The following is a 17,856-nucleotide window of genomic DNA, read 5'->3' on the forward strand; positions in this document are numbered from 1 at the left end:
ATCTCTGTTTAATAGCGCTATACCCACTCTATCACGGGCAACCTTGAAACTTCCACGTTTGGCAATAAAGCACACATTCAGAGTATGCCCGGGAGCGGTTCTCCGGCGGTTAATTATTACCGTCGAGTTAATTGCAAGTAGGTGATGCTATCAGGAGAGGCCCAATGACCGACCGGCCTTCTTTACATGTTGACCCGATCATGGTGAACGTGCGTGTGCTTCAAATTTGCTTACTTGGATGAGACCTTGATCTTACGCAAGCGGGTGTTCTGTCAGCCGCCTAGTTTGGCTCAGGTGCAAAAACTTATTTAGGTCTCTTGTGCAACCGAGCGTCTAAAAAGCAGCAGACTTGTTGCCAGAAGGAACGCGCCCAAGCACGCCATCCATACAAACTCTGCCCAGACCGTCTCGATCCCGGCACCTTTGAAAATGATGGACTGACTGGCTGACATGTAGTGGCGGGATGGGAGGATAGATGTTCCAATCTGAAGCCAGCCGGGCTGCCCTTCGATTGGCGTCTCTCCTCCTGACAGCATCAACATTGGAAGCACCGTCAGCATAACCAAAAGTGCGAATTGAGCCATTGAGCGCGCAATCGTCGCAAGAAACACCCCAAGCGCCGTCGCCGTGAAGAGAAAGAGAGCTGTGCCAATCAAAAACAATACCTTCGATCCCGCGATGCTGATCCCCAGGAAGTCTTGCATAACAAAGGTCAGCGATAGGGCGGTCGCTACCAGAACCACCGCCGCGTTTGCCCAGATCTTGGCGACCGCAATGTCAAATGGAGTAAGCGGCATCGCCAGCAGGTGTTCGATTGTTCCATGCTCGCGCTCACGGATCATGGCAGCACCGGTAAGGATTGTGGTCAGCCACATGATCTGACCGATCAACGCGACGATACCGGCGAAACGAACAGTGTCGCGATTTGGATTAAATGCGCTGCGCACAATGATATCAATGGGCGGCGGGTCTAACAATTCTGCTCCGACGGCAAAGCGCCGGATCTCGGCGCTCAAGATATTGATGATGTAGTTCGCTCCAATTCCGGCCTGCTCCATCGCTGTCGCATCGATCAAAACCTGAACTTCTGGCGCGCGCCTGGCTCGAACATCTTTCTCGAACCCTGGTGGCACTGCGACTACGAACAGGAAATGCCCTGCATCCATCTTTTCGGCCCCGGTGCCCGGTGCGATCTGGACAACGGGTTGGAATTCAGGCGGAAAAAACGCTGAGGCAAGCGAGCGTGAAAGAGGCGAGCCATCCTCGTCGGCAAATGCAATGGATGCATTGTTGACCGAGTTTGAAACGCCCGTTGCCTCCATTACGGGCGCCAGCGTGAATGACCAGACAAGCAGCGCCATCATCACCCAGTCGCGCCGAAGGCTCATCATTTCTTTCAAACCAAGCCAGAATATGCGGGACAATCGTTGCATTCACTTCTCCTGCGCTCGGAGTAACAGTGCAGCGATCAAGGTTAGCGCGGGCCCGAAACAGGCTAGGGCCAGAAGGTCGGGGGCAAGTGCATCCCAGCTAAGACCTTTGGTGAACGCGCCGACGTTTAGATGCAGGAAATAGGATGAAGGCCAAAGCGATCCAATCGTCTGAGCGCCGCCTTCCAACGTCGAGATCGGTTGTAGCAGCCCGGAGAATTGAATGGTCGGCACCACCGACGCGATAGCGGTGGCAAAAGTTGCGGCCACCTGGCTCGACGTTATGGTCGCAATAAGCAGTCCATAAGATGTGGTTGCCCAAACATATAGGAAAGCACCAATTGCAAGGGGCACCGGATTTCCTTTTAGGGGCACGCCAAAAATGAAGATCGTCATCGCTGCCAAAAGTAGGAAATTGACGAACGCTATCACAATGTAGGGGATCTGTTTGCCAACCAGAAATTCGAGCCGCGTCGTTGGCGTTGCGTAGAAATTGGTGATCGTGCCCAACTCTTTCTCCCGCGCGACACTAACTGCCATCAAAACGGCCGGCAGCATTATCAACAGGATCGCAGGCATGGCAGGGGCCATTGCAGCGATACTTTCAAAGCTTTGATTGTATCGGAAGCGCGGTTCGATGCGGGCGATTTCGACCGACTGCTCGCCACTTTGGCGGGCCATTACTTCCAGAAACGTACTGTGAAGCCCGGCCACATAGCCCTCTATTGTCTCACCCTTGAACGGTATCGCACCGTCCACAATTGCCAAGACTTCAGTTGGCTCGCCGGCGCGCAACTTGCGACCAAAATCGGGTGGGAGTTCGACAACCAGCGAGATGTCTCCTTTGGCCAACCGCTCGCGGCCGTCTTCAAAACTGGCCAGAGGCACAGTGGGGTTGAAATAGCGCGAACCAGAAATCTCGGCGATATAGGTACGACTCTCAGGCGATTGAGACAGGTCGAGTACCGCGAAATCCAGGTCTTCTATGTCCAGAGTGATCCCATAGCAAAAGACCAACATCAGGATCACTGAGCCAAGGAAAGCAAAAGCCAAACGGACGCGATCGCGCAGAACCTCGGTTGTTTCGCGCCGTGCATAGGCCAGTATGCGCCCGATACTTCCGGCAGCGCCCGGGTTGACAGCATCAACCGAAACATTGGGTGCTGCTACCGGCGCGGGCGGCTCGACGGCCTCCAGGACAGCGATGAACGCACCTTCCAGACTGTCCGACTGTGCCGTTGCGATCAACTCATCTGGTGTACCTTCAGCTAATACCCGGCCTGCATGCATGAAAGAAACGCGATCACAGCGCTCCGCTTCGGTCATGAAATGTGTCGAGACGAAAATCGTTACATCATCGTCTCGCGACAGCTCGATTAACAGCGCCCAAAACGAGTCGCGCGCCTCGGGGTCCACGCCCGAGGTTGGCTCATCCAGGATCAATACCCGAGGCCGGTGGATCACGGCGACGGCAAGGGAAAGACGCTGCTTGATACCCAGCGGAAGCGCCGACGCCAGCGTGCCCATATGTGCCTTCAGGCCGAAACGTTCGGCCAATTCATCAATGCGTTCTACACGATCCTTGATCGCAAAGATGCGGGCGTGCAACTGGAGGTTTTGTTGAACGGTCAGCTCACCATAAAGCGAGAATGCCTGGCTCATATACCCGATCTCGCGGCGCATCCTAAGATCGCGCGCATCCACCGGTCTGCCGAACAGCAGCGCCTCTCCCTCACTTGCTGGCAGAAGACCTGTCAGCATTTTCATGGTGGTTGACTTGCCGCAGCCGTTTGATCCGAGGAAGCCAAATATTTCGCCTCGGTGGATCGAGAATTCGACGTTGTCGACGGCAGTAAAATCGCCAAAGCGTCGGGTCAACCCACGCGCCGTGATCACCGGGTCTGCACCTTGATGATGCATGGGTACCTTGTTCGGCACAAACCGGGGTTCTCCTCGTGCCTGTAGCTGCCTGTAAGATGTTTCAAGATCCCGGGCTTTACCCTTCAGCTTGACAGGGGGGCCGTGAAATATCACCCGACCGGCATCCATCGCTACTATAAAATCGAATTGTTCGGCTTCCTCCATATAGGCCGTTGAAACCAGTATGGAGAGACCGGGCGTTTCTTCTCGGACCGCGTCTATCAGCGCCCAGAATTGGCGCCGCGACAGTGGATCAACTCCGGTCGTCGGTTCGTCCAGTACCAGAAACTTAGGGTCGTGGATCAGCGCACAACACAGTCCAAGTTTCTGCTTCATTCCGCCCGAAAGTTTGCCCATAAGCCGGTCCGAAAAGGGCGCAAGTCCGGTCGCTGACAGCAAGGCCGCGATCCTGATTTCACGTTCCTGTTGCCCCTGTCCGAAAAGACGTGAAAAGAACTCGAGATTCTCACGCACAGACAGTTCCGCGTATAAGTTGCGGCCCAACCCCTGCGGCATAAATGCGATCGCCGGGCACACGCGGTGACGGTGCGCGCGGTCACCTATCGATCCCCCGAGAACATCAATTTCCCCGGACTGAAGTTGCTTTGCGCCGGTAATCAATCCCAGCAGCGTTGACTTGCCAACCCCGTCCGGCCCGATCAATCCGATAAGTTGGCCAGTTGGCAGAACCAGCGAAAGGTTATCCAACGCAACATGCTGTCGGTACGTGTGTGTGACACCGTTGATGCAGAAACCAGATGAGCCCCCCTCGGCGCTCATTCGAACAGCTCGGGTGGAATTCGTCTATCCAGATCGTCTGGCCACGCGCCATCGGAAGTAAGTCGGATCACTGCAATGCCGCGAAGGCCGGTCTTCACATGCTCAATCCGCGCCGTAACCAAATCCCTGGGAATGCGAACCCGAACGCGAAAAACCAGCTGCTCCCGTTCGCTCAAAGTTTCTACCTGCTTGGGAGTGAATTGAGCTTCGGGAGAGACGAAGGTTACGGTTGCTGGGATGGCAAATTCCGGCAACGCATCAAGCACGATGCGCGCCTCGGCACCGATGGGCAATAGTCCCGCTTCGCGTGCAGGCAGGAAGACCTCCATATAGACGTTTTCCAAACTGAGTAACGTCAAGATCGGTTCGCCCGCTCCAACGACCTCGCCGGGCTCGGCCAGTCGATACAGAATACGCCCCGGCATGGGAGCGATGAGAGAACCATCCTCTATTTGTGCCGCAATCCGGCGCACCTCGGCCTCTGCGGCGGCAATCTGGCTATCCGCCGTTGCAACCCGGGCCTTGGCCGCGCCCAGCACGGCATCCGCAACCTGAAACGCGGTTTCACGATCCTCAAAGACAGTCATCGAGATATTCTGACCGGCCAGCAACGCCTTTGCCCGGTCAAGCTCCTGCGAAGCGCGACGTTGCTGGCTTTCTCGCTGGACGACCACGGCTTCGGCTTCGGCCTTGGTTTGGCGCGCCAGCGCAACCTCGGCACTGGCACGGTCAAGGGCTGCAGATAATTCATCTGTATCCATTTCAACCAGCAGTTCACCCGAAGCAACCAGGCTGCCCTCTGCTGCCATGACCCGAGCAACTCGCCCGGCAAAGGTTGGAGCGATTTCTACTTGTTCAGCCTCGATCCGCCCATTGCCCTGTACAAACCCAGCCGGCAATTCATCACTGTCTTCTGCGACGAAAAAATAAACAGCTGCACCTGCAAGTAGGAGCGCTATGGCGATCAGAATTGCGCGTACGTTCTTTCTCATGGCCCCGCGCACATTAGTTAATTTTCTATTCTAATTTAGCTCGCTCTCGACGTGATGCCTTGAGTTGGATCAAACAGGTTCTACCTGATGATTGTCCAAGTGCTTATCGGGTACGAATTTGCGGCTCAGGTCTGGTTGTTGGCCCACATCCACGGCCCAATGAGGCTTTCGGGGTGTGACTCTCTATGACGGCTGCGCCGAATTGGTCGCAATGATGCGCAAGGGCAAGCATCCCGTAGTCGAAATAAATGCCCAGTTGCGCATCTGTCGTGTCAAAGCTCTTACGAGTCACGCTTCCAACGTGCAGATAAGACCAACACTGCGTCAGCGTTGCTGGCTGTCGTTCCTACTTCGGCAACATGAAGAACTCTTCAAGTACAATTTTCCCATCTGCTACCGAATAAACTGCGATCTCGCTCAAGGTCATGTGTTGCCCTGTAGCCTTCTGCGTTACGTTGACCTTATATCGTACACCGAAGCGGTTTGGGGGATGAACATAGGGGCCATCCACGTCGAATTCGACGATTTCATGAGCTGCCAGCCAGTCCTCTCTTTTTCCCTTTATAGCATCCCGGCCCTTGGTGACGCGAAACTGTCGAACCGGAGGTACAACCGCCTCAATAGATTGAGCGTTTTCGGCATACATTTCACCAACGTTTGCAAGACCTCTGCGATCACGCATTGCCTGAACGAATGTTCGTCCAATCTCGACTATTTCTTCCATGATAGCCCCCCAATTTCAGCCTCAACTGTATCACATCGTACCTTTGCCAATCTTGACAGGGATCAATAAAATTAGATGTTCGCGAAGGATTCAGATCAGGATCGAGAGGACGACTTGCACAGTGGAAATGAGCGGCCCAATTTCCGGCGTCGTCTTCAGCCAGTGCGTTATTAGACAACGCCTTCAGAACCAACTGTTTCCGATCATTTCTCTCCGGCGGGTGCTGAAATCGAAGAAACAGATCTTACCGTTTGGGTCCGCCAAGATAAGCAAACCAATAGGCCAAGGCAACTCCTCCCGCCCCGCCGACAATGTTACCCAGAGTGACCCATAGCAGATTGGCCGCCGCTGCGAAAACCGGCACGGTTGCTCCCGCTGCCCAGCCCTGCGGGAAGAAATACATGTTCGCAATCGAATGCTCGAGCCCCAGCAACACAAATGCAGAGACGGGCCACAAGACCGCTAGAATTTTTCCAGCGACGCTGCGGGCGGCGAAGGACAGCCATACGGCAAGGCAGACCAGCCCGTTGCACAATGCGCCGCGGGCGAAAGCCTCCATTGGTTCCAACCCCGCTTTGGCATCGGCTACCCTTATGGCAGTGCTACCCATCGGCCCCTCAAGCAAGCCGGTCAGGGCGAAGGCCAATGCAAGCCCAACGGCACCCACGAAGTTACCAACGTAGACGATGCCCCAGCTTCGGAACAGCAGCCGCAACGGTATCTTGCGATCGACCGCTGCTATCACCATCAGAACATTGCCGGTGAATAATTCCGCACCACCTGCGATCACCAGGATAAGGCCCAGGGAAAACACTGCTCCTCCCAGAACGCGGATCGGCCCTGAAGCGCTGTCTGCCCCCGTGACCGCCATCGTATAGGCCGCTGCGCCAAACCCTATGAATGCTCCAGCCAGCATCGCAAGAATGAACATGGGTGCTAGTGGCAGCTTTGCCTTTGCGACCCCGGCAGTCTCAACTAACGTTGCAATTTCAGCGGGTTTATGAGCATCGAACAGGGCCGGGGGGTTCATGTGGCGCTCCAGAGTTGGCACGAGTTTACGTAGCAGGAAGTTTAATCCTGTCTTCTGACCTTGAACTAACGCGCAAATAAAACCGGAGGCCTATCTGTTCCCTCTGAGTTCGGATAGTTCCTCCTAACACAGTTTGGCGCGCGGTCATGGCCATAGGTACCCTTGAGATCTACTTCAGCTTCCGCTTTCGCGAGATCTTAACGCAGAACTTTTCGATCCTCATCGTTTAGCGCCGATTGGGGCCAAGTTTGAAATTCAGGCAACGGTTAAAACAGCACAAGTGGCATTCCGACTGATGCCTAGAGAGGTGCTCCCTTGAATTAGGCTACCAATGCTTCCCAATCCACGGCGACCCGTCACAATCAGGTCAGCTGTGCATTGCTCGGCACATGCGATGATCTGGTCGACGGGATCACCGCGTTGGGTATACGTTTGCGAAACCGTCTGATTGTACTCTTCGGCGATCTCTCTACCAGCAGAAATAATCTTGTTTGCTGCCTGCTGCACCTCTTCGTCTGATGGCATTGTCGTGACGGCGTGATAGCCAGCCAATGCGCCCATTGCGAACGCCACGGTTTGGGGCTGAGGTGTATGAACAAGGTGAATTTGGGAGCCATATTTGCTTGAAATATCACAGGCAACGCGCAGAGCTGCTTCTGACGCCTCAGATCCATCCAAGCCAACTACGATCTTTTTGAACATGTTGCACTCCCTCCTTAGTGAGGGGTTAGTATGGGCGAGCTTGAAGTAGTTAACTTTGACTCAAATCAACACTTTTCACTGCAGGTTCGAACGTAGTCGTCCGTCTATTTCTAGAAGATACACGGTAACTGAACCAATTTTAAAGAATGTTAGGAGTTGCAAACGGGTCGTCCCAAAGGGGCAACAGCGCATAATTATTGCGAAAAACCTCGCGCAGACGCTGCATTTTTTCAAAGGGTATCAAGTTAAGCCCAATGATAAAGATCAAGGGAAATGGCGAGAAGAATTGCTATTAGGGACGTGCGTTTCAGTTCGTTTGGCAAGGTTGGCAGATTGCCCACGACATGAGATTCAATCTTATTTCTGGGGAATACAACGATGCCTTCCTCTCCGCCTTGGGTTCGCCCAGTTACGATAGCCGCATTACTCTTTGGTCTCCTTACCATTTTCTCAGGAGGAACAGCCCTGTTTGGGGGGACTGCTGCCAGAGCTGCAGTCGGAGATGCAGTTCTATTCGTGCTTTGGTTCAATTTTCTGGCTGGATTTATCTATTTGCTAGGCGCTTTCGCGCTCTATAAATCCACAATCTGGGCACAACGAATTGCCTGGTTGCTTGGCTTATCTACACTATTGGTGTTCGTTGTTCTGATACTAGTGGCACTTAGTGGAACGCCGTTTGAATGGCGAACGGTCGGCGCAATGACCATACGCAGTGCATTCTGGTTAACTGTAGCTTTCGCGCTTTCCAAAACCGCATAAGCCAGCCAATGGGTGCCTCACCCGCGCCCAAATAACTTGGCAAGACAGGCACTTTTGATTGGGATCAAGGGCCGAAGCGAGCTGTTTCGACATAGTTGGTGCGTTTTTCGAACCGATTTGCAGGAGGATCGGAATGACTGTGCTGATTGCCTACGGTACCCTAGAAGGCCAAACGGCTAAGATTGCGCATTTTATCAACGATGTGGTCAGAGAAACTAGCTACGAAACGAAGCTGATCAACGCCAGCGGTCACCCCCGCTGTCTGTCTCAGTGGCAGCTTGAATAGCACCTTGGTCGACAGGTAGAATTGGATCGCCGCATTCGAAAAGACCGGCTGTGACAAGGCCGACCTTCGTGCGCCGCGAGCCAGGTCATGTCCTTGTCCAGCCAGACAAGAAGTGACCCGCGCTCCTTAGGCGCAGCATTGTAGTCGGACCAATTCGTGACGCGTTAACGGGCGGAAGATGGCTTACTCATCCACACCGTTTAACCTTATGGATTCGCGTTGTGAATCCCTCGCTGCGAGAGATATGCAACAACGCCCGTGTTCGTGAGAACATAGCGGTCTAACTATCAGAAGGTCATTTAAGATGAGATTGATACTCGCGATTTTGCTTCCGTTTGTGGTGTTCTTCACGATCCAACGCCCTTTTCAGGGCTTTTTCTGCCTGCTCTGCGTATTCCCAGTGAATTGCCGCGTGAATCCCAATAAAGCTGCCGCCCAATCTTGTTGACAACGTTCATCCAGAACGATGGCCTCCAATCGACGTGCCACAGGCTACTTGGCAGTAAGGCCACACGGCAGACCTTCGCCGCGCTTGCATCAACAAGCCCTACAAACGGCGGCAATAGCATCGGAAGCGGACTTTTAATCCAAGATGCAGTGGTGTGGAGCTTTGGACAGTGGCCATGCGAGACAAAGCCGCCATCGGGAAATAAAATCAAAATGGAAGCATTTCCTTATACGGCGGTCAATGCCCCCTCCCAATTTGTCCACTCATACGCAACAACATTAACCGAACGTGAACAATGTATTCTCAGAGTGTTCAACCGTTATCGTTCATACTTCCTTACTCAGGGCCGATCAATGCGTGCCCGGATGCACTGAAGGGGAACAGCATGATCAATACTGCCAATGAGGGTGCGCCTAGCATTCCTACAGCAATGCAATCCTCGCGCACCGTCTCAGGCGGTGAAATGTCAAACATCACGAATTCGAGCAACGGTCGCTTCCCTCCTATCGAAAATGCACTGTCTGAAATTATCAACAATAAGCGACTAGAAGAGGCAAAACGGGGCGTCTGATCTCTCAACAGAACGTCTGCGTATATCCCAAGTCACGTGGTGTTGTCTGGGATGTAGTGAAACCCGCTCCGGATCGGAGCGGGTTTTTTTATTTGTGATGTTGTTATGCCTGCTGGCTCGGGTCTATTTGACCTGATGATTGATTGGACAATCAGCAATCAGCTATCAGCTATCAAGACCAAGCAGAGTTTTTACGGCAGCTTCGACCTCATCCGTCACAGGCTTGTTGGCGGCAGCCTCCAACGCTTCACGCTCGGTCTGCGGTTGATTTTCTACAGCCTCAGTCAGCGCATCGACTTCTGCCACCGTATCGTTGTAGTCGACCGCAGCCTGCCGTTCGGCGCCTAGGTCTTCGGCCGTATCGAGGGCTCCCTGAAGTTCGTCATTGGCGTCCTTAAGCTCTGCTTCTATATCCGGATCTGTGCCCCCGGCATCGGCAAGAGCGTCCTCAAGCTCGTTCACGCGATCCTGCTTCTCCTGAACATCTGTCAGAGCCGCATCAAGGTCTTCTTCGATCTCAGAGACCGGGCGGTCCGGCGGGGTCATGCCATCCAGCTGTGCCTGTGTTTCCGCAAGCTCCTCACGCAATTCATCTCCGGCCAGAACCGCGTCACGAAATGCGGCGATGCGGCCCACACGGGAATTAGGAGAGGCGTTCTTGAGAGCATTCTCATTAGCGTTGGCGGCGTTCAGTGCGCCTAGTTCAGATGGGTGCACGCCCAGCAGATCCGCCATCTTGTACCCTTTCGGTTTCGGGGCGGGGCGAATTGCTTTGGTCACCTGATCCACTGGTTGACTTTTGCGTACGGTCTTTACGGCTGTGGATTTGGCTTTGGTCTTTTTGCCCCCAAACAGGTCTTTCAAGGAAAACTTGTTTTTTCCCGATGACTTTGACTTACCCGCGTTGGAAGATTTCCGGTTAGATTTTCCGGCCGCTTTATCACTATCGCTAATGGACGCACCAGATCCGCCATTACCGTTTCCACCACCATTGCCGTTTCCACCGCCGTTGCCATTGCCGCCGCCGTTTCCGTTACCGCCGCCGTTTCCCCCTTTGGCATAAGCAGCATCAGGAAACGCGACAGCTCCGACAATCGCGGTCGAGCCCAGCAGGGCGATGGCAATAGCAGAGGCTTTTAGCAGGTTGATCGGTTTGGTGTTCATAATGGTCCTCGTTCGTCAGGTGCGATTCTTGTCTGTCACGGTAATCAGCGGCGAGCAGACGCAAAAACTGGGTGTCGAAAACAGAGTCCGACACCCCTAATCTAAACCCATCATCGTTGAACCCACGCGTAACTGGCTGTTCACCGTAGGTTCACATAGAAATCGGTAGATTGAGCCGGCGTTTTCGCAGTAATGAGTGACAAGGATGAAAAAGCTTATTGCCATTGCCTGTCTACTTGCCTTTCTCCACCCCGGAGAGGGACAGGCTTCTGCACGTGAGTTGACGCAATCCGAGTTGCGCAAGGCGACAACCTCAGGCAGTGCCATTCGTTTGAAAAAAGTAATCAAAGGCGTTGAAAAGGCTTTTGGTGGAACGCCAGTTGACGCGCGCGCCTTTCAGGCTGACAGGCTATATTACCGTATTCTCGTCAAGAAACCGGATGGTAAAATCGTCAGTGTCATCGTCAACGCTCAGACGGGTGTTGTTGTCTCCAACCGATCCGTCGTTGGCCGCCAGATTTTTGAAGCTGCCCGCGCTGCGCCGGGTAAATCCGGCAAGGGCACTTCGCAGGGGAAATCTGCAAACAAAGGCAATAGCGGCGGTAACTCCGGTGGCAATGGTGGCGGTAATTCCGGTGGTAACGGAGGTGGTAATTCCGGTGGCAACGGCGGCGGTAACGGCGGTGGTAACTCCGGTGGTAATGGCGGAGGTAACGGCGGGGGCAAAAAGTAATGGTTATACTTCCATTCGCTCGCCTATAGTCCCTAAGTATGAGAGTATTGCTGGCAGAAGACGAACCGCACCTCTGCGAACAGATCAAAAAACTCCTGAACGCAGAAGGCCGCGTTGTGGATGTCGCCAATAGTGGGCTCGACGCCCTGCATCTGGGTGCGACCGAACCATATGACATGATCATCCTTGACCTCGGCCTTCCAGAGCGCGACGGCATTTCGATTCTGCGCGAATGGCGCAACGAGGGTGTCAAAACACCGGTGCTGATTCTGACTGCCCGCGATGGCTGGAGCGAAAGGGTCGACGGCCTGGATGCGGGCGCAGATGACTATATGACCAAACCGTTCCACATGCCCGAACTGGCCGCGCGTGTTCGCGCCATCCTGCGACGGCAAAGTGGACAGCTAAATCCCGTGATTGAAATGGGAAACGTCATTCTGGATACCCGTAACGGCCGGGTGACAGCCGATGGCGTGCCGGTTGACCTGACTGCTCAAGAAATCGCGGTGCTGACTTATCTGGCGCATAATTCTGGTCGGATGATTTCACGATCAGAACTTTCAGAGCATATCTATGAATACGATGGAGACCGGGATTCGAACACTATCGCCGTATTTGTTACCCGTCTGCGCAAGAAGCTTGGCACTGACCTGATCACAACGGTTCGGGGTCGTGGATATATGATCGATTCGGCCTGATGTTATCGCTGCGACAACGGGCATTGCTGGGGGGAATTGCATCTGGGGCAGTGTCTGTGGGCGTAGGCACACTGGCGGTTTTCTCATACATTGATGCACGGGTGTCCAACCGGTTCGACTCTGCGCTGCTGGATCGTCACACACAGCTGGTTGTCGGGCTGAATGTCACAACCGAAAACCCGGATGCCCTACGGGATCTGATATTTGACCCGGCTTATGGCACCCCCTATTCCGGACGGTACTGGCAGGTCAGCAGCGCCGACGGTGTGGTCTTCACCTCTCGCTCGCTGTTTGATGAGGTCATCGCGGAACCCCCCGGCATTCCCGATTTCCCCACACTCTGGGACACAAGCGGCCCGGAGAATGAAGTGCTGCGCAGCGCTTTTCAGAAGATCACTTATGAAGATGGCACGGTATGGGGCGTCAGCGTCGCCGAAAGTCAGGCTCAACTCGTGGCCGAGCGGCGCGCGGCGCAGAAAAGCCTGCTGCCGGTGTTTGGCCTAGTTGGCCTGATCGGTTTAGCCGGCTCGTTGTTTCTGATTTCAGTTGTTCTGGGACCATTGCGAAAGCTGCGTACGGATGTGGCCCATCGCTGGGATCAAGACGAAGACCTTAGGCCAACAGATTACCCCGAAGAGGTCTCGCCATTGGTCGAGGACCTGAACCAGCTGTTGCGTCGGAACCGCGAGATTGTCTCGGGTTCGCGCCGCCAGGCCGCAGATCTGGCACACGCATTGAAAACTCCTACAGCCATATTGCGCAATGAACTTGTGACATTGTCCAACGCCGGAGCGGTGACAGATACCGCACAAGAGGCGCTGGACAGGATCGATGCTCAACTTGGTCGATCTCTGGCCAGGCTGCGGGCTTTGAACGCTGCTGACCTGACCCATTCGCGGACCGATCTGTCTAACTCCATCGAGCGCCTGGCGCGGCTGTTCTCGGCCATGGCGGACCGCGAAGGTAAATCGCTGCAGATCGATGGCGATCCGGGTCTTTGGGTGCGCATGGATACGCAGGACATAGAAGAGATTTTGGGCAACCTTCTGGACAATGCGGTCAAATGGTGTCGAAGCGCGGTACGGCTGACCGCGAAACGTAAGCAGAAATGTATCGAAATCAGTATCGAGGATGACGGTCCCGGAATTCCAGAAGACGCCCACCGCGAAGCCTTGCGATCCGGCGGACGACTGGACACCTCGGTCGTTGGTAGCGGGCTTGGGCTGGCGATCGCGGTCGACTTACTGAAAGCCTACGATTCCAGACTAGATCTGGACCGCTCTGAATCGCTGGGTGGGTTGTTGTGTCGGATTGTGATCCCGACCTGAAGTCGCCCGGAATCTGATCTGCAAAGTGTCGTTTGAACAATTCGCAACTTTAACTACCAATGGGCCCGAACCTGTCGTCTGACGATCTCAGTAGGTCATCGGGTTGGTTCAGACCGCACAAAGTCGGCCTAATGGACAAATCAGGCGTTCGGCTAGGTTCACATTTTCAGAAAAATGAAGGCGCATTTTTTTGCGCATTGGATCGGGCGATCAAAAGTTACAGCCAAAATACTTCTGTGAAGGTAAACCGATAGGAAGAACTGCCGAAGACAATGTATTCAGTCAAAAAGCCAAATTGCTTAAGTGAGGGACTCTGTGACTTCTGAGAACGCCTTAATTTACCTGTCTGACGACGACCTCGGGGGTTTAGGCATCCAACCTTCGGAAGTTGCCGATGCCATCGAGGCTGCTTTAATAGCCAAGGCAGACGGAAAGCTTCACACTTCTCCCAAGACAGTCATCTTGCCCGGCGATGGGCGCTACGCAATGTCTACATTGGCAATGGGAGATGATGGATTCATCGTGACCAAGCAGGTTACAATGTGTCCGGAAAACCCGGCGAGGGGTCTTCCCGCGATAAACGGTGCCATCATGGTTATGGATGCGCAAACCGGACTACTTCGCGCGGTCTTGGGAGCGAATTGGATTACGGCAATCAGAACTGCGGCTCTGTCAGTGGTGGCAGCGCGACGGCTTGCTGACCCTCATACCGAGACGGTGGCTTTTGTGGGCGCGGGCGTGCAAGCTCACTCCCATCTAGCTGCGTTTTCAGAACTGTTTCCCTTGAAACGAATCCGCGTGTTCGGGCGTGGTAAAGAGAATGCCGACAAGCTTTGTCGTTATGCTAGGGGCATGGGTCTCGAAGCTGAAACATGCGCCAATGCCAAGGAGGCTTTGAGTGATGCTGATCTGATAGTGACATCGATAACGTTGGACTATTCCATTGAACCCTTCTTGGATGCCCGATGGCTGAAGCCGACTGCCTTCGCAACCATAACTGATGCGTGCATCCCGTGGGTGCCGGCGCACATGATTGGTTTCAAAACGGTAATTGTCGACGACCGTTTGCAGGAGCTGGAAAGCGACAAGCCGATGTTGCCATACGAGCAAATTGCTGGCGACTTGACGGAATTGGTCGCTGGCAAAGTCGACGTCCGAGCACGCAATAAACCGGCGGCTTTTGCTTTCAGAGGGATTTCACTGGGGGATTATGCTGCTTCGGTCCTCGCAGTTCGCCGGTTCACCGAAAAACCCGTGAAGTGAGGCCAAAGACATGAACACCCACTTTGTAATTAGATACCGGAATGGTCGCTTTGGGCGCAGATACGCCATTCTCTGCGATCAGTTCAATTAGTTGGTCGCAGCCCGAAGCGGAACTTCCACTCCGAGCTTTGCAAAATCTAACAAGCGGACGGCAGCTACCATTAGTGTGAATGGCTTGAAGGTATCGAGCATTCGCCACGGCGACAATTTAAGAAAAAAATGACTGCGAGAAACAAGGTGGCTGAAACTGCTCTCTGACAGAAAACAGGCGCCACCGCACACTTTCGGGAAAAACAGGTTTAACCCAAGGTGTTGCCGGTGATGAAGGTGTACGAACTTTCGACCAGATCGATGACGACTTCCAACTCTTCTGGTGTGGTTGGAGTATAGATCATGACAAAGCCGCTCCATCCGGGGCGTTGATCGGCCCAAGGGTGAGCTACGGCCCAGCCAGCCTCAATTGCTTTTCGCGCCAATGCTGGGTCGAGCGAAGCGTGCAAACTGCCGTCAGGATGCAAATGCGCAAACTCAAACCCACCGACGATAGAGCTCGGTCGAGACAACAACATGTCGGGATCAAGCTGAAAGCCAGTCGCGCCAGGTAGTGATATGCGTGTGGGGCCAAGTGTGACCCCTGGGAATTGCGCAACTCGCTCCAGCAATAGCCGGGCCAAATCGGCATCAATTTCGACACCTATCTGAGTATGCGGTACGCCGCTTGTCGTTTCAGGGCGGGGCGAGGTGCGCTCTGGGAACGCGTACTCTTGCGCATATGCCAAAGGGCTCGTGACCGCCGCTACTGCGACAACAGCAAATATTTTCGGGAAAATATCCATATTGTTGGCGACCCCGTCAAAAGTTAAGAAAGAGCACTCCGTGCAGTATCAGCGCACTTGCACACATCATTCAGCCTTTAACGCTTCGATATTGATCAAGAGCTCTATTTCGTCGCTCACCGCAGGTGCAAACGCCCCAAGTCCGAATTCAGACCGCACGATAGTCGCCGTGGCTGCCAGCCCCAAGGTTGGCGTGCCCTCTTTTGGGCCAAACGGGTATGGCGCTGACTTGTTAAGCGTTGTTTCCAGGACAACAGGTTTGGTGATGCCATTCATGGTCAGGTCGCCAGAAATATTCGCGGTGTTGTCCCCGGTCACTTCAATGTTGGTTGAGGCGAATGTGACCACGTCACCGTCACTCGCGCTAAAAAAGTCATCGGACATGAAGTGTTGCAAACGGGCATCCCAGCCCGTGATCATGGATTTTACAGGCATAGACACTGTGACAGATGAGGCCGACGGATCATCTTCGTTGAACTCTATCTCACCGCTAAAACCTGAGAACATTCCAAACGTTTCTGAGAACCCGATGTGATCGTAGCTAAACAATACCTGGCTGTGTCCAGGATCCAGCTCGTAAGTGCCACTCTCGGACAATGCGGTTGTCGCGCCCATCGATAAGATTACCGCCAGCGGGGTTGCTGCCACTTTGAACATTGATACGCTCCCATTTTGACAAGACGTGTTTGCGAAATTGAATTTTGGGATTTAGTTTTAGCTTGCCATACTTTTAGGACAAAATGTTCTACTATGCAACAAAATGTTCTATAGGAGGGGTGATTGAAAGAAGATCCTAGGCTGATCGCCACACGACAGACCGCGCTTGATGCTGCGCAAAAGATACTAATGGATGAGGGCGTGCTGCACGTAACTCATGGCTCAGTATCGAAGGCAACGGGCATTTCGCGCAGCACACTTTACAGACACTGGCCAGATGCGCGTAGTCTGCGTGATGCAGCGTTCAGGCGCATCGCAACACCGCCGAACATACCGCCCAAAACCGATGGCCCGCTACGATCTGACCTGCGCTGGCTACTCGGTGTACTGATGGGAGCCTTGAATGACACACCATGGGGCCAAATTGCGCCTCAGGTGGTCGCTGCTGCGTCCAACGATGCAGAAGCGAGGTTGGTGATCACTGAATTTATGAAAGACAGGTTCGCAAGTGTTGAAGCAGTATTTGCAGCCGCAATAGGCCGCGGTGAGATCACCGCCGACGTCCCGGTTGACCAACTCATAGAACTAGCAGTCGCTGCACCTTATTTCCGCAAACTCATACGTCACGAGGCACTGGACGAAGATTGGTTGGATCAACATGTTGATCTGCTTTGCAGTATAGCGAAAACCAATTCGGGACATTGAACATCGCCTGAATTTGCAGACAAAGCGACCAAGAAGCCTAACGATCTCCAAGATCGCGGTGAGGCTATGTTCGCTGCGTGACATCAGCACGTCGCATGGTCAAAACGTACCGCTACTCACAACGTTGATGTCTGTACCCTGATTTGTCGCTGCCGCTCATTCCTATTGCAACATGAACACCTTGGGTTCAGTGTTGCCATTCTCCGCAGCAAACACCATAGGCCGCTAGCAGCCCAAAGCGGACCTTCAAGACAAGAATTTGCAGTTTCGTTGATGCGAGCCTACCCGCCGTTCGCTACTCTCGGATAAAGCGCATTCACAGTCTCGGTTAGCGGCCATTCAACAACGCTTGCCATGAATTGACTTTTGGTGCGAAGGAAGCTTTCGCTTGGATCTATGTTAGGCTCAGGATGCATTGATTTTCGCTGCGCTGCGTGATTCACAGCTCCAAATATGGAGCGATGACATGAGCGACCTTTATTGGCTGACAGACGAGCATATGGCCAAGCTTTCCCCTTTCTTCCCGAAGTAGCACGGCAGGCAACGGGTCGATGATAGAAGGGTGTTGAGCGGGATTATCTTCATTAATCGCAATGGGTTGCGTTGGCGAGATGTGCCCTGGGAATCCGGACCTCAAAAGGCGCTCTACAGCCGGTGGATGCGTTGGAGCGAGAAAGGCATCTTCGCACGGATGATGGCTGGTCTGGCTGCCGAGCACGGTGAAAAGAAGATGGTCATGATCGACGCCACATATCTAGGCTCCAGACTCATTGATTTACAGCCAGAATAGGACTGTAGCAGCGAGAGCGATGGCCGAGAGGAATACCTTT

General features: G+C 53.8%; 16 protein-coding genes and 2 pseudogenes. 8 read left to right on the forward strand and 10 right to left on the reverse strand.

Annotated features, from left to right (window positions below; translation table 11 throughout):
• Positions 1-308: 308 nt before the first annotated feature.
• The 6 genes from AC2FHW_RS19110 to AC2FHW_RS19135 all read right to left on the reverse strand — a co-directional run bounded on the left by AC2FHW_RS19110 (position 309) and on the right by AC2FHW_RS19135 (position 7,578).
• Positions 309-1,433, reverse strand: a complete 1,125-nt coding sequence (locus tag AC2FHW_RS19110) for an ABC transporter permease (protein WP_496701415.1) — start codon at positions 1,431-1,433, stop codon at positions 309-311.
• Complete coding sequence (rbbA, locus tag AC2FHW_RS19115) at positions 1,434-4,130, reverse strand: ribosome-associated ATPase/putative transporter RbbA (RefSeq protein WP_496822463.1); 2,697 nt, start codon at positions 4,128-4,130, stop codon at positions 1,434-1,436.
• Positions 4,127-5,122 carry an HlyD family secretion protein gene (locus AC2FHW_RS19120; RefSeq protein ID WP_271952509.1) on the reverse strand — a complete coding sequence of 332 codons (996 nt, stop codon included), beginning with the start codon at positions 5,120-5,122 and terminating at the stop codon, positions 4,127-4,129. Before AC2FHW_RS19120 ends, rbbA begins: the two co-directional genes overlap by 4 nt.
• 346 nt (positions 5,123-5,468) lie before the next feature.
• The gene (locus AC2FHW_RS19125) at positions 5,469-5,846 is read right to left on the reverse strand and encodes a nuclear transport factor 2 family protein (protein WP_271952511.1); all 378 of its coding nucleotides are present in this window, start codon (positions 5,844-5,846) and stop codon (positions 5,469-5,471) included.
• Between the two features lie 244 nt (positions 5,847-6,090).
• Positions 6,091-6,876: a formate/nitrite transporter family protein gene (locus AC2FHW_RS19130; protein WP_271952513.1), complete on the reverse strand. Its 786-nt coding sequence runs from the start codon at positions 6,874-6,876 to the stop codon at positions 6,091-6,093.
• A 255-nt stretch (positions 6,877-7,131) separates the two neighbouring features.
• Positions 7,132-7,578 (reverse strand): universal stress protein, encoded by a 447-nt coding sequence (locus AC2FHW_RS19135; RefSeq protein WP_271952515.1) that lies wholly within the window; start codon positions 7,576-7,578, stop codon positions 7,132-7,134.
• Between the two features lie 892 nt (positions 7,579-8,470).
• Between AC2FHW_RS19135 and AC2FHW_RS19140 the strand changes: the two genes are divergently transcribed.
• Positions 8,471-8,623, forward strand: a complete 153-nt coding sequence (locus tag AC2FHW_RS19140) for a hypothetical protein (RefSeq protein ID WP_185956674.1) — start codon at positions 8,471-8,473, stop codon at positions 8,621-8,623.
• On the opposite strand, the pseudogene AC2FHW_RS19145 reads toward AC2FHW_RS19140, so the two are convergent.
• Positions 8,576-8,814: pseudogene (locus AC2FHW_RS19145) on the reverse strand (transposase); the annotation flags it as partial. The gene AC2FHW_RS19140 and the pseudogene AC2FHW_RS19145 overlap by 48 nt on opposite strands.
• A gap of 642 nt (positions 8,815-9,456) precedes the next feature.
• On the opposite strand from AC2FHW_RS19145, the gene AC2FHW_RS19150 reads away from it, so the two are divergent.
• A complete protein-coding gene (locus AC2FHW_RS19150; RefSeq protein ID WP_142636042.1) occupies positions 9,457-9,642 on the forward strand; it encodes a hypothetical protein in 186 nt (61 codons plus the stop codon).
• Positions 9,643-9,807: 165 nt separating this feature from the next.
• Here the strand turns inward: AC2FHW_RS19150 and AC2FHW_RS19155 are convergent, their stop codons facing one another.
• Positions 9,808-10,806 (reverse strand): hypothetical protein, encoded by a 999-nt coding sequence (locus AC2FHW_RS19155; protein ID WP_271952517.1) that lies wholly within the window; start codon positions 10,804-10,806, stop codon positions 9,808-9,810.
• A gap of 205 nt (positions 10,807-11,011) precedes the next feature.
• On the opposite strand from AC2FHW_RS19155, the gene AC2FHW_RS19160 reads away from it, so the two are divergent.
• The 4 genes from AC2FHW_RS19160 (at position 11,012) to AC2FHW_RS19175 (ending at position 14,828) form a co-directional block, all read left to right on the forward strand.
• On the forward strand, positions 11,012-11,539 hold the full coding sequence (locus AC2FHW_RS19160; RefSeq protein ID WP_271952518.1) for a PepSY domain-containing protein: 528 nt from the start codon (positions 11,012-11,014) through the stop codon (positions 11,537-11,539).
• Between the two features lie 38 nt (positions 11,540-11,577).
• A complete protein-coding gene (locus tag AC2FHW_RS19165; protein WP_142636050.1) occupies positions 11,578-12,237 on the forward strand; it encodes a response regulator transcription factor in 660 nt (219 codons plus the stop codon).
• A 56-nt stretch (positions 12,238-12,293) separates the two neighbouring features.
• On the forward strand, positions 12,294-13,565 hold the full coding sequence (locus AC2FHW_RS19170; protein ID WP_496822465.1) for a sensor histidine kinase: 1,272 nt from the start codon (positions 12,294-12,296) through the stop codon (positions 13,563-13,565).
• A 315-nt stretch (positions 13,566-13,880) separates the two neighbouring features.
• On the forward strand, positions 13,881-14,828 hold the full coding sequence (locus AC2FHW_RS19175; protein ID WP_496822467.1) for an ornithine cyclodeaminase family protein: 948 nt from the start codon (positions 13,881-13,883) through the stop codon (positions 14,826-14,828).
• 299 nt (positions 14,829-15,127) lie between these two features.
• On the opposite strand, the gene AC2FHW_RS19180 is transcribed toward AC2FHW_RS19175, so the two are convergent.
• Together AC2FHW_RS19180 and AC2FHW_RS19185 are read right to left on the reverse strand one after the other, a co-directional pair.
• A complete protein-coding gene (locus AC2FHW_RS19180) occupies positions 15,128-15,664 on the reverse strand; it encodes a luciferase domain-containing protein (RefSeq protein ID WP_142636056.1) in 537 nt (178 codons plus the stop codon).
• Between the two features lie 66 nt (positions 15,665-15,730).
• On the reverse strand, positions 15,731-16,321 hold the full coding sequence (locus tag AC2FHW_RS19185) for a YceI family protein (protein ID WP_142636058.1): 591 nt from the start codon (positions 16,319-16,321) through the stop codon (positions 15,731-15,733).
• Positions 16,322-16,444: 123 nt separating this feature from the next.
• On the opposite strand from AC2FHW_RS19185, the gene AC2FHW_RS19190 reads away from it, so the two are divergent.
• Together AC2FHW_RS19190 and AC2FHW_RS19195 are read left to right on the forward strand one after the other, a co-directional pair.
• Positions 16,445-17,026 (forward strand): TetR-like C-terminal domain-containing protein, encoded by a 582-nt coding sequence (locus tag AC2FHW_RS19190; protein WP_142636060.1) that lies wholly within the window; start codon positions 16,445-16,447, stop codon positions 17,024-17,026.
• 466 nt (positions 17,027-17,492) lie between these two features.
• Positions 17,493-17,783, forward strand: a pseudogene (locus AC2FHW_RS19195) (transposase); the annotation flags it as partial.
• Positions 17,784-17,856 lie beyond the last annotated feature (73 nt).

The sequence above is a fragment of the Ruegeria sp. YTSA108 genome (genome assembly GCF_059610185.1).

Bases quoted from the DNA above. Each gene is read 5' to 3' on its own strand.
- AC2FHW_RS19150 (WP_142636042.1), top strand. From the start codon at position 9,457: ATGATCAATACTGCCAATGAGGGTGCGCCTAGCATTCCTACAGCAATG.
- AC2FHW_RS19160 (WP_271952518.1), top strand. From the start codon at position 11,012: ATGAAAAAGCTTATTGCCATTGCCTGTCTACTTGCCTTTCTCCACCCC.
- AC2FHW_RS19155 (WP_271952517.1), bottom strand. From the start codon at position 10,806: ATGAACACCAAACCGATCAACCTGCTAAAAGCCTCTGCTATTGCCATC.
- AC2FHW_RS19110 (WP_496701415.1), bottom strand. From the start codon at position 1,433: ATGCAACGATTGTCCCGCATATTCTGGCTTGGTTTGAAAGAAATGATG.
- AC2FHW_RS19130 (WP_271952513.1), bottom strand. From the start codon at position 6,876: ATGAACCCCCCGGCCCTGTTCGATGCTCATAAACCCGCTGAAATTGCA.
- AC2FHW_RS19185 (WP_142636058.1), bottom strand. From the start codon at position 16,321: ATGTTCAAAGTGGCAGCAACCCCGCTGGCGGTAATCTTATCGATGGGC.
- AC2FHW_RS19120 (WP_271952509.1), bottom strand. From the start codon at position 5,122: ATGAGAAAGAACGTACGCGCAATTCTGATCGCCATAGCGCTCCTACTT.
- AC2FHW_RS19140 (WP_185956674.1), top strand. From the start codon at position 8,471: ATGACTGTGCTGATTGCCTACGGTACCCTAGAAGGCCAAACGGCTAAG.
- AC2FHW_RS19165 (WP_142636050.1), top strand. From the start codon at position 11,578: ATGAGAGTATTGCTGGCAGAAGACGAACCGCACCTCTGCGAACAGATC.
- AC2FHW_RS19125 (WP_271952511.1), bottom strand. From the start codon at position 5,846: ATGGAAGAAATAGTCGAGATTGGACGAACATTCGTTCAGGCAATGCGT.
- AC2FHW_RS19135 (WP_271952515.1), bottom strand. From the start codon at position 7,578: ATGTTCAAAAAGATCGTAGTTGGCTTGGATGGATCTGAGGCGTCAGAA.
- rbbA (WP_496822463.1), bottom strand. From the start codon at position 4,130: ATGAGCGCCGAGGGGGGCTCATCTGGTTTCTGCATCAACGGTGTCACA.
- AC2FHW_RS19180 (WP_142636056.1), bottom strand. From the start codon at position 15,664: ATGGATATTTTCCCGAAAATATTTGCTGTTGTCGCAGTAGCGGCGGTC.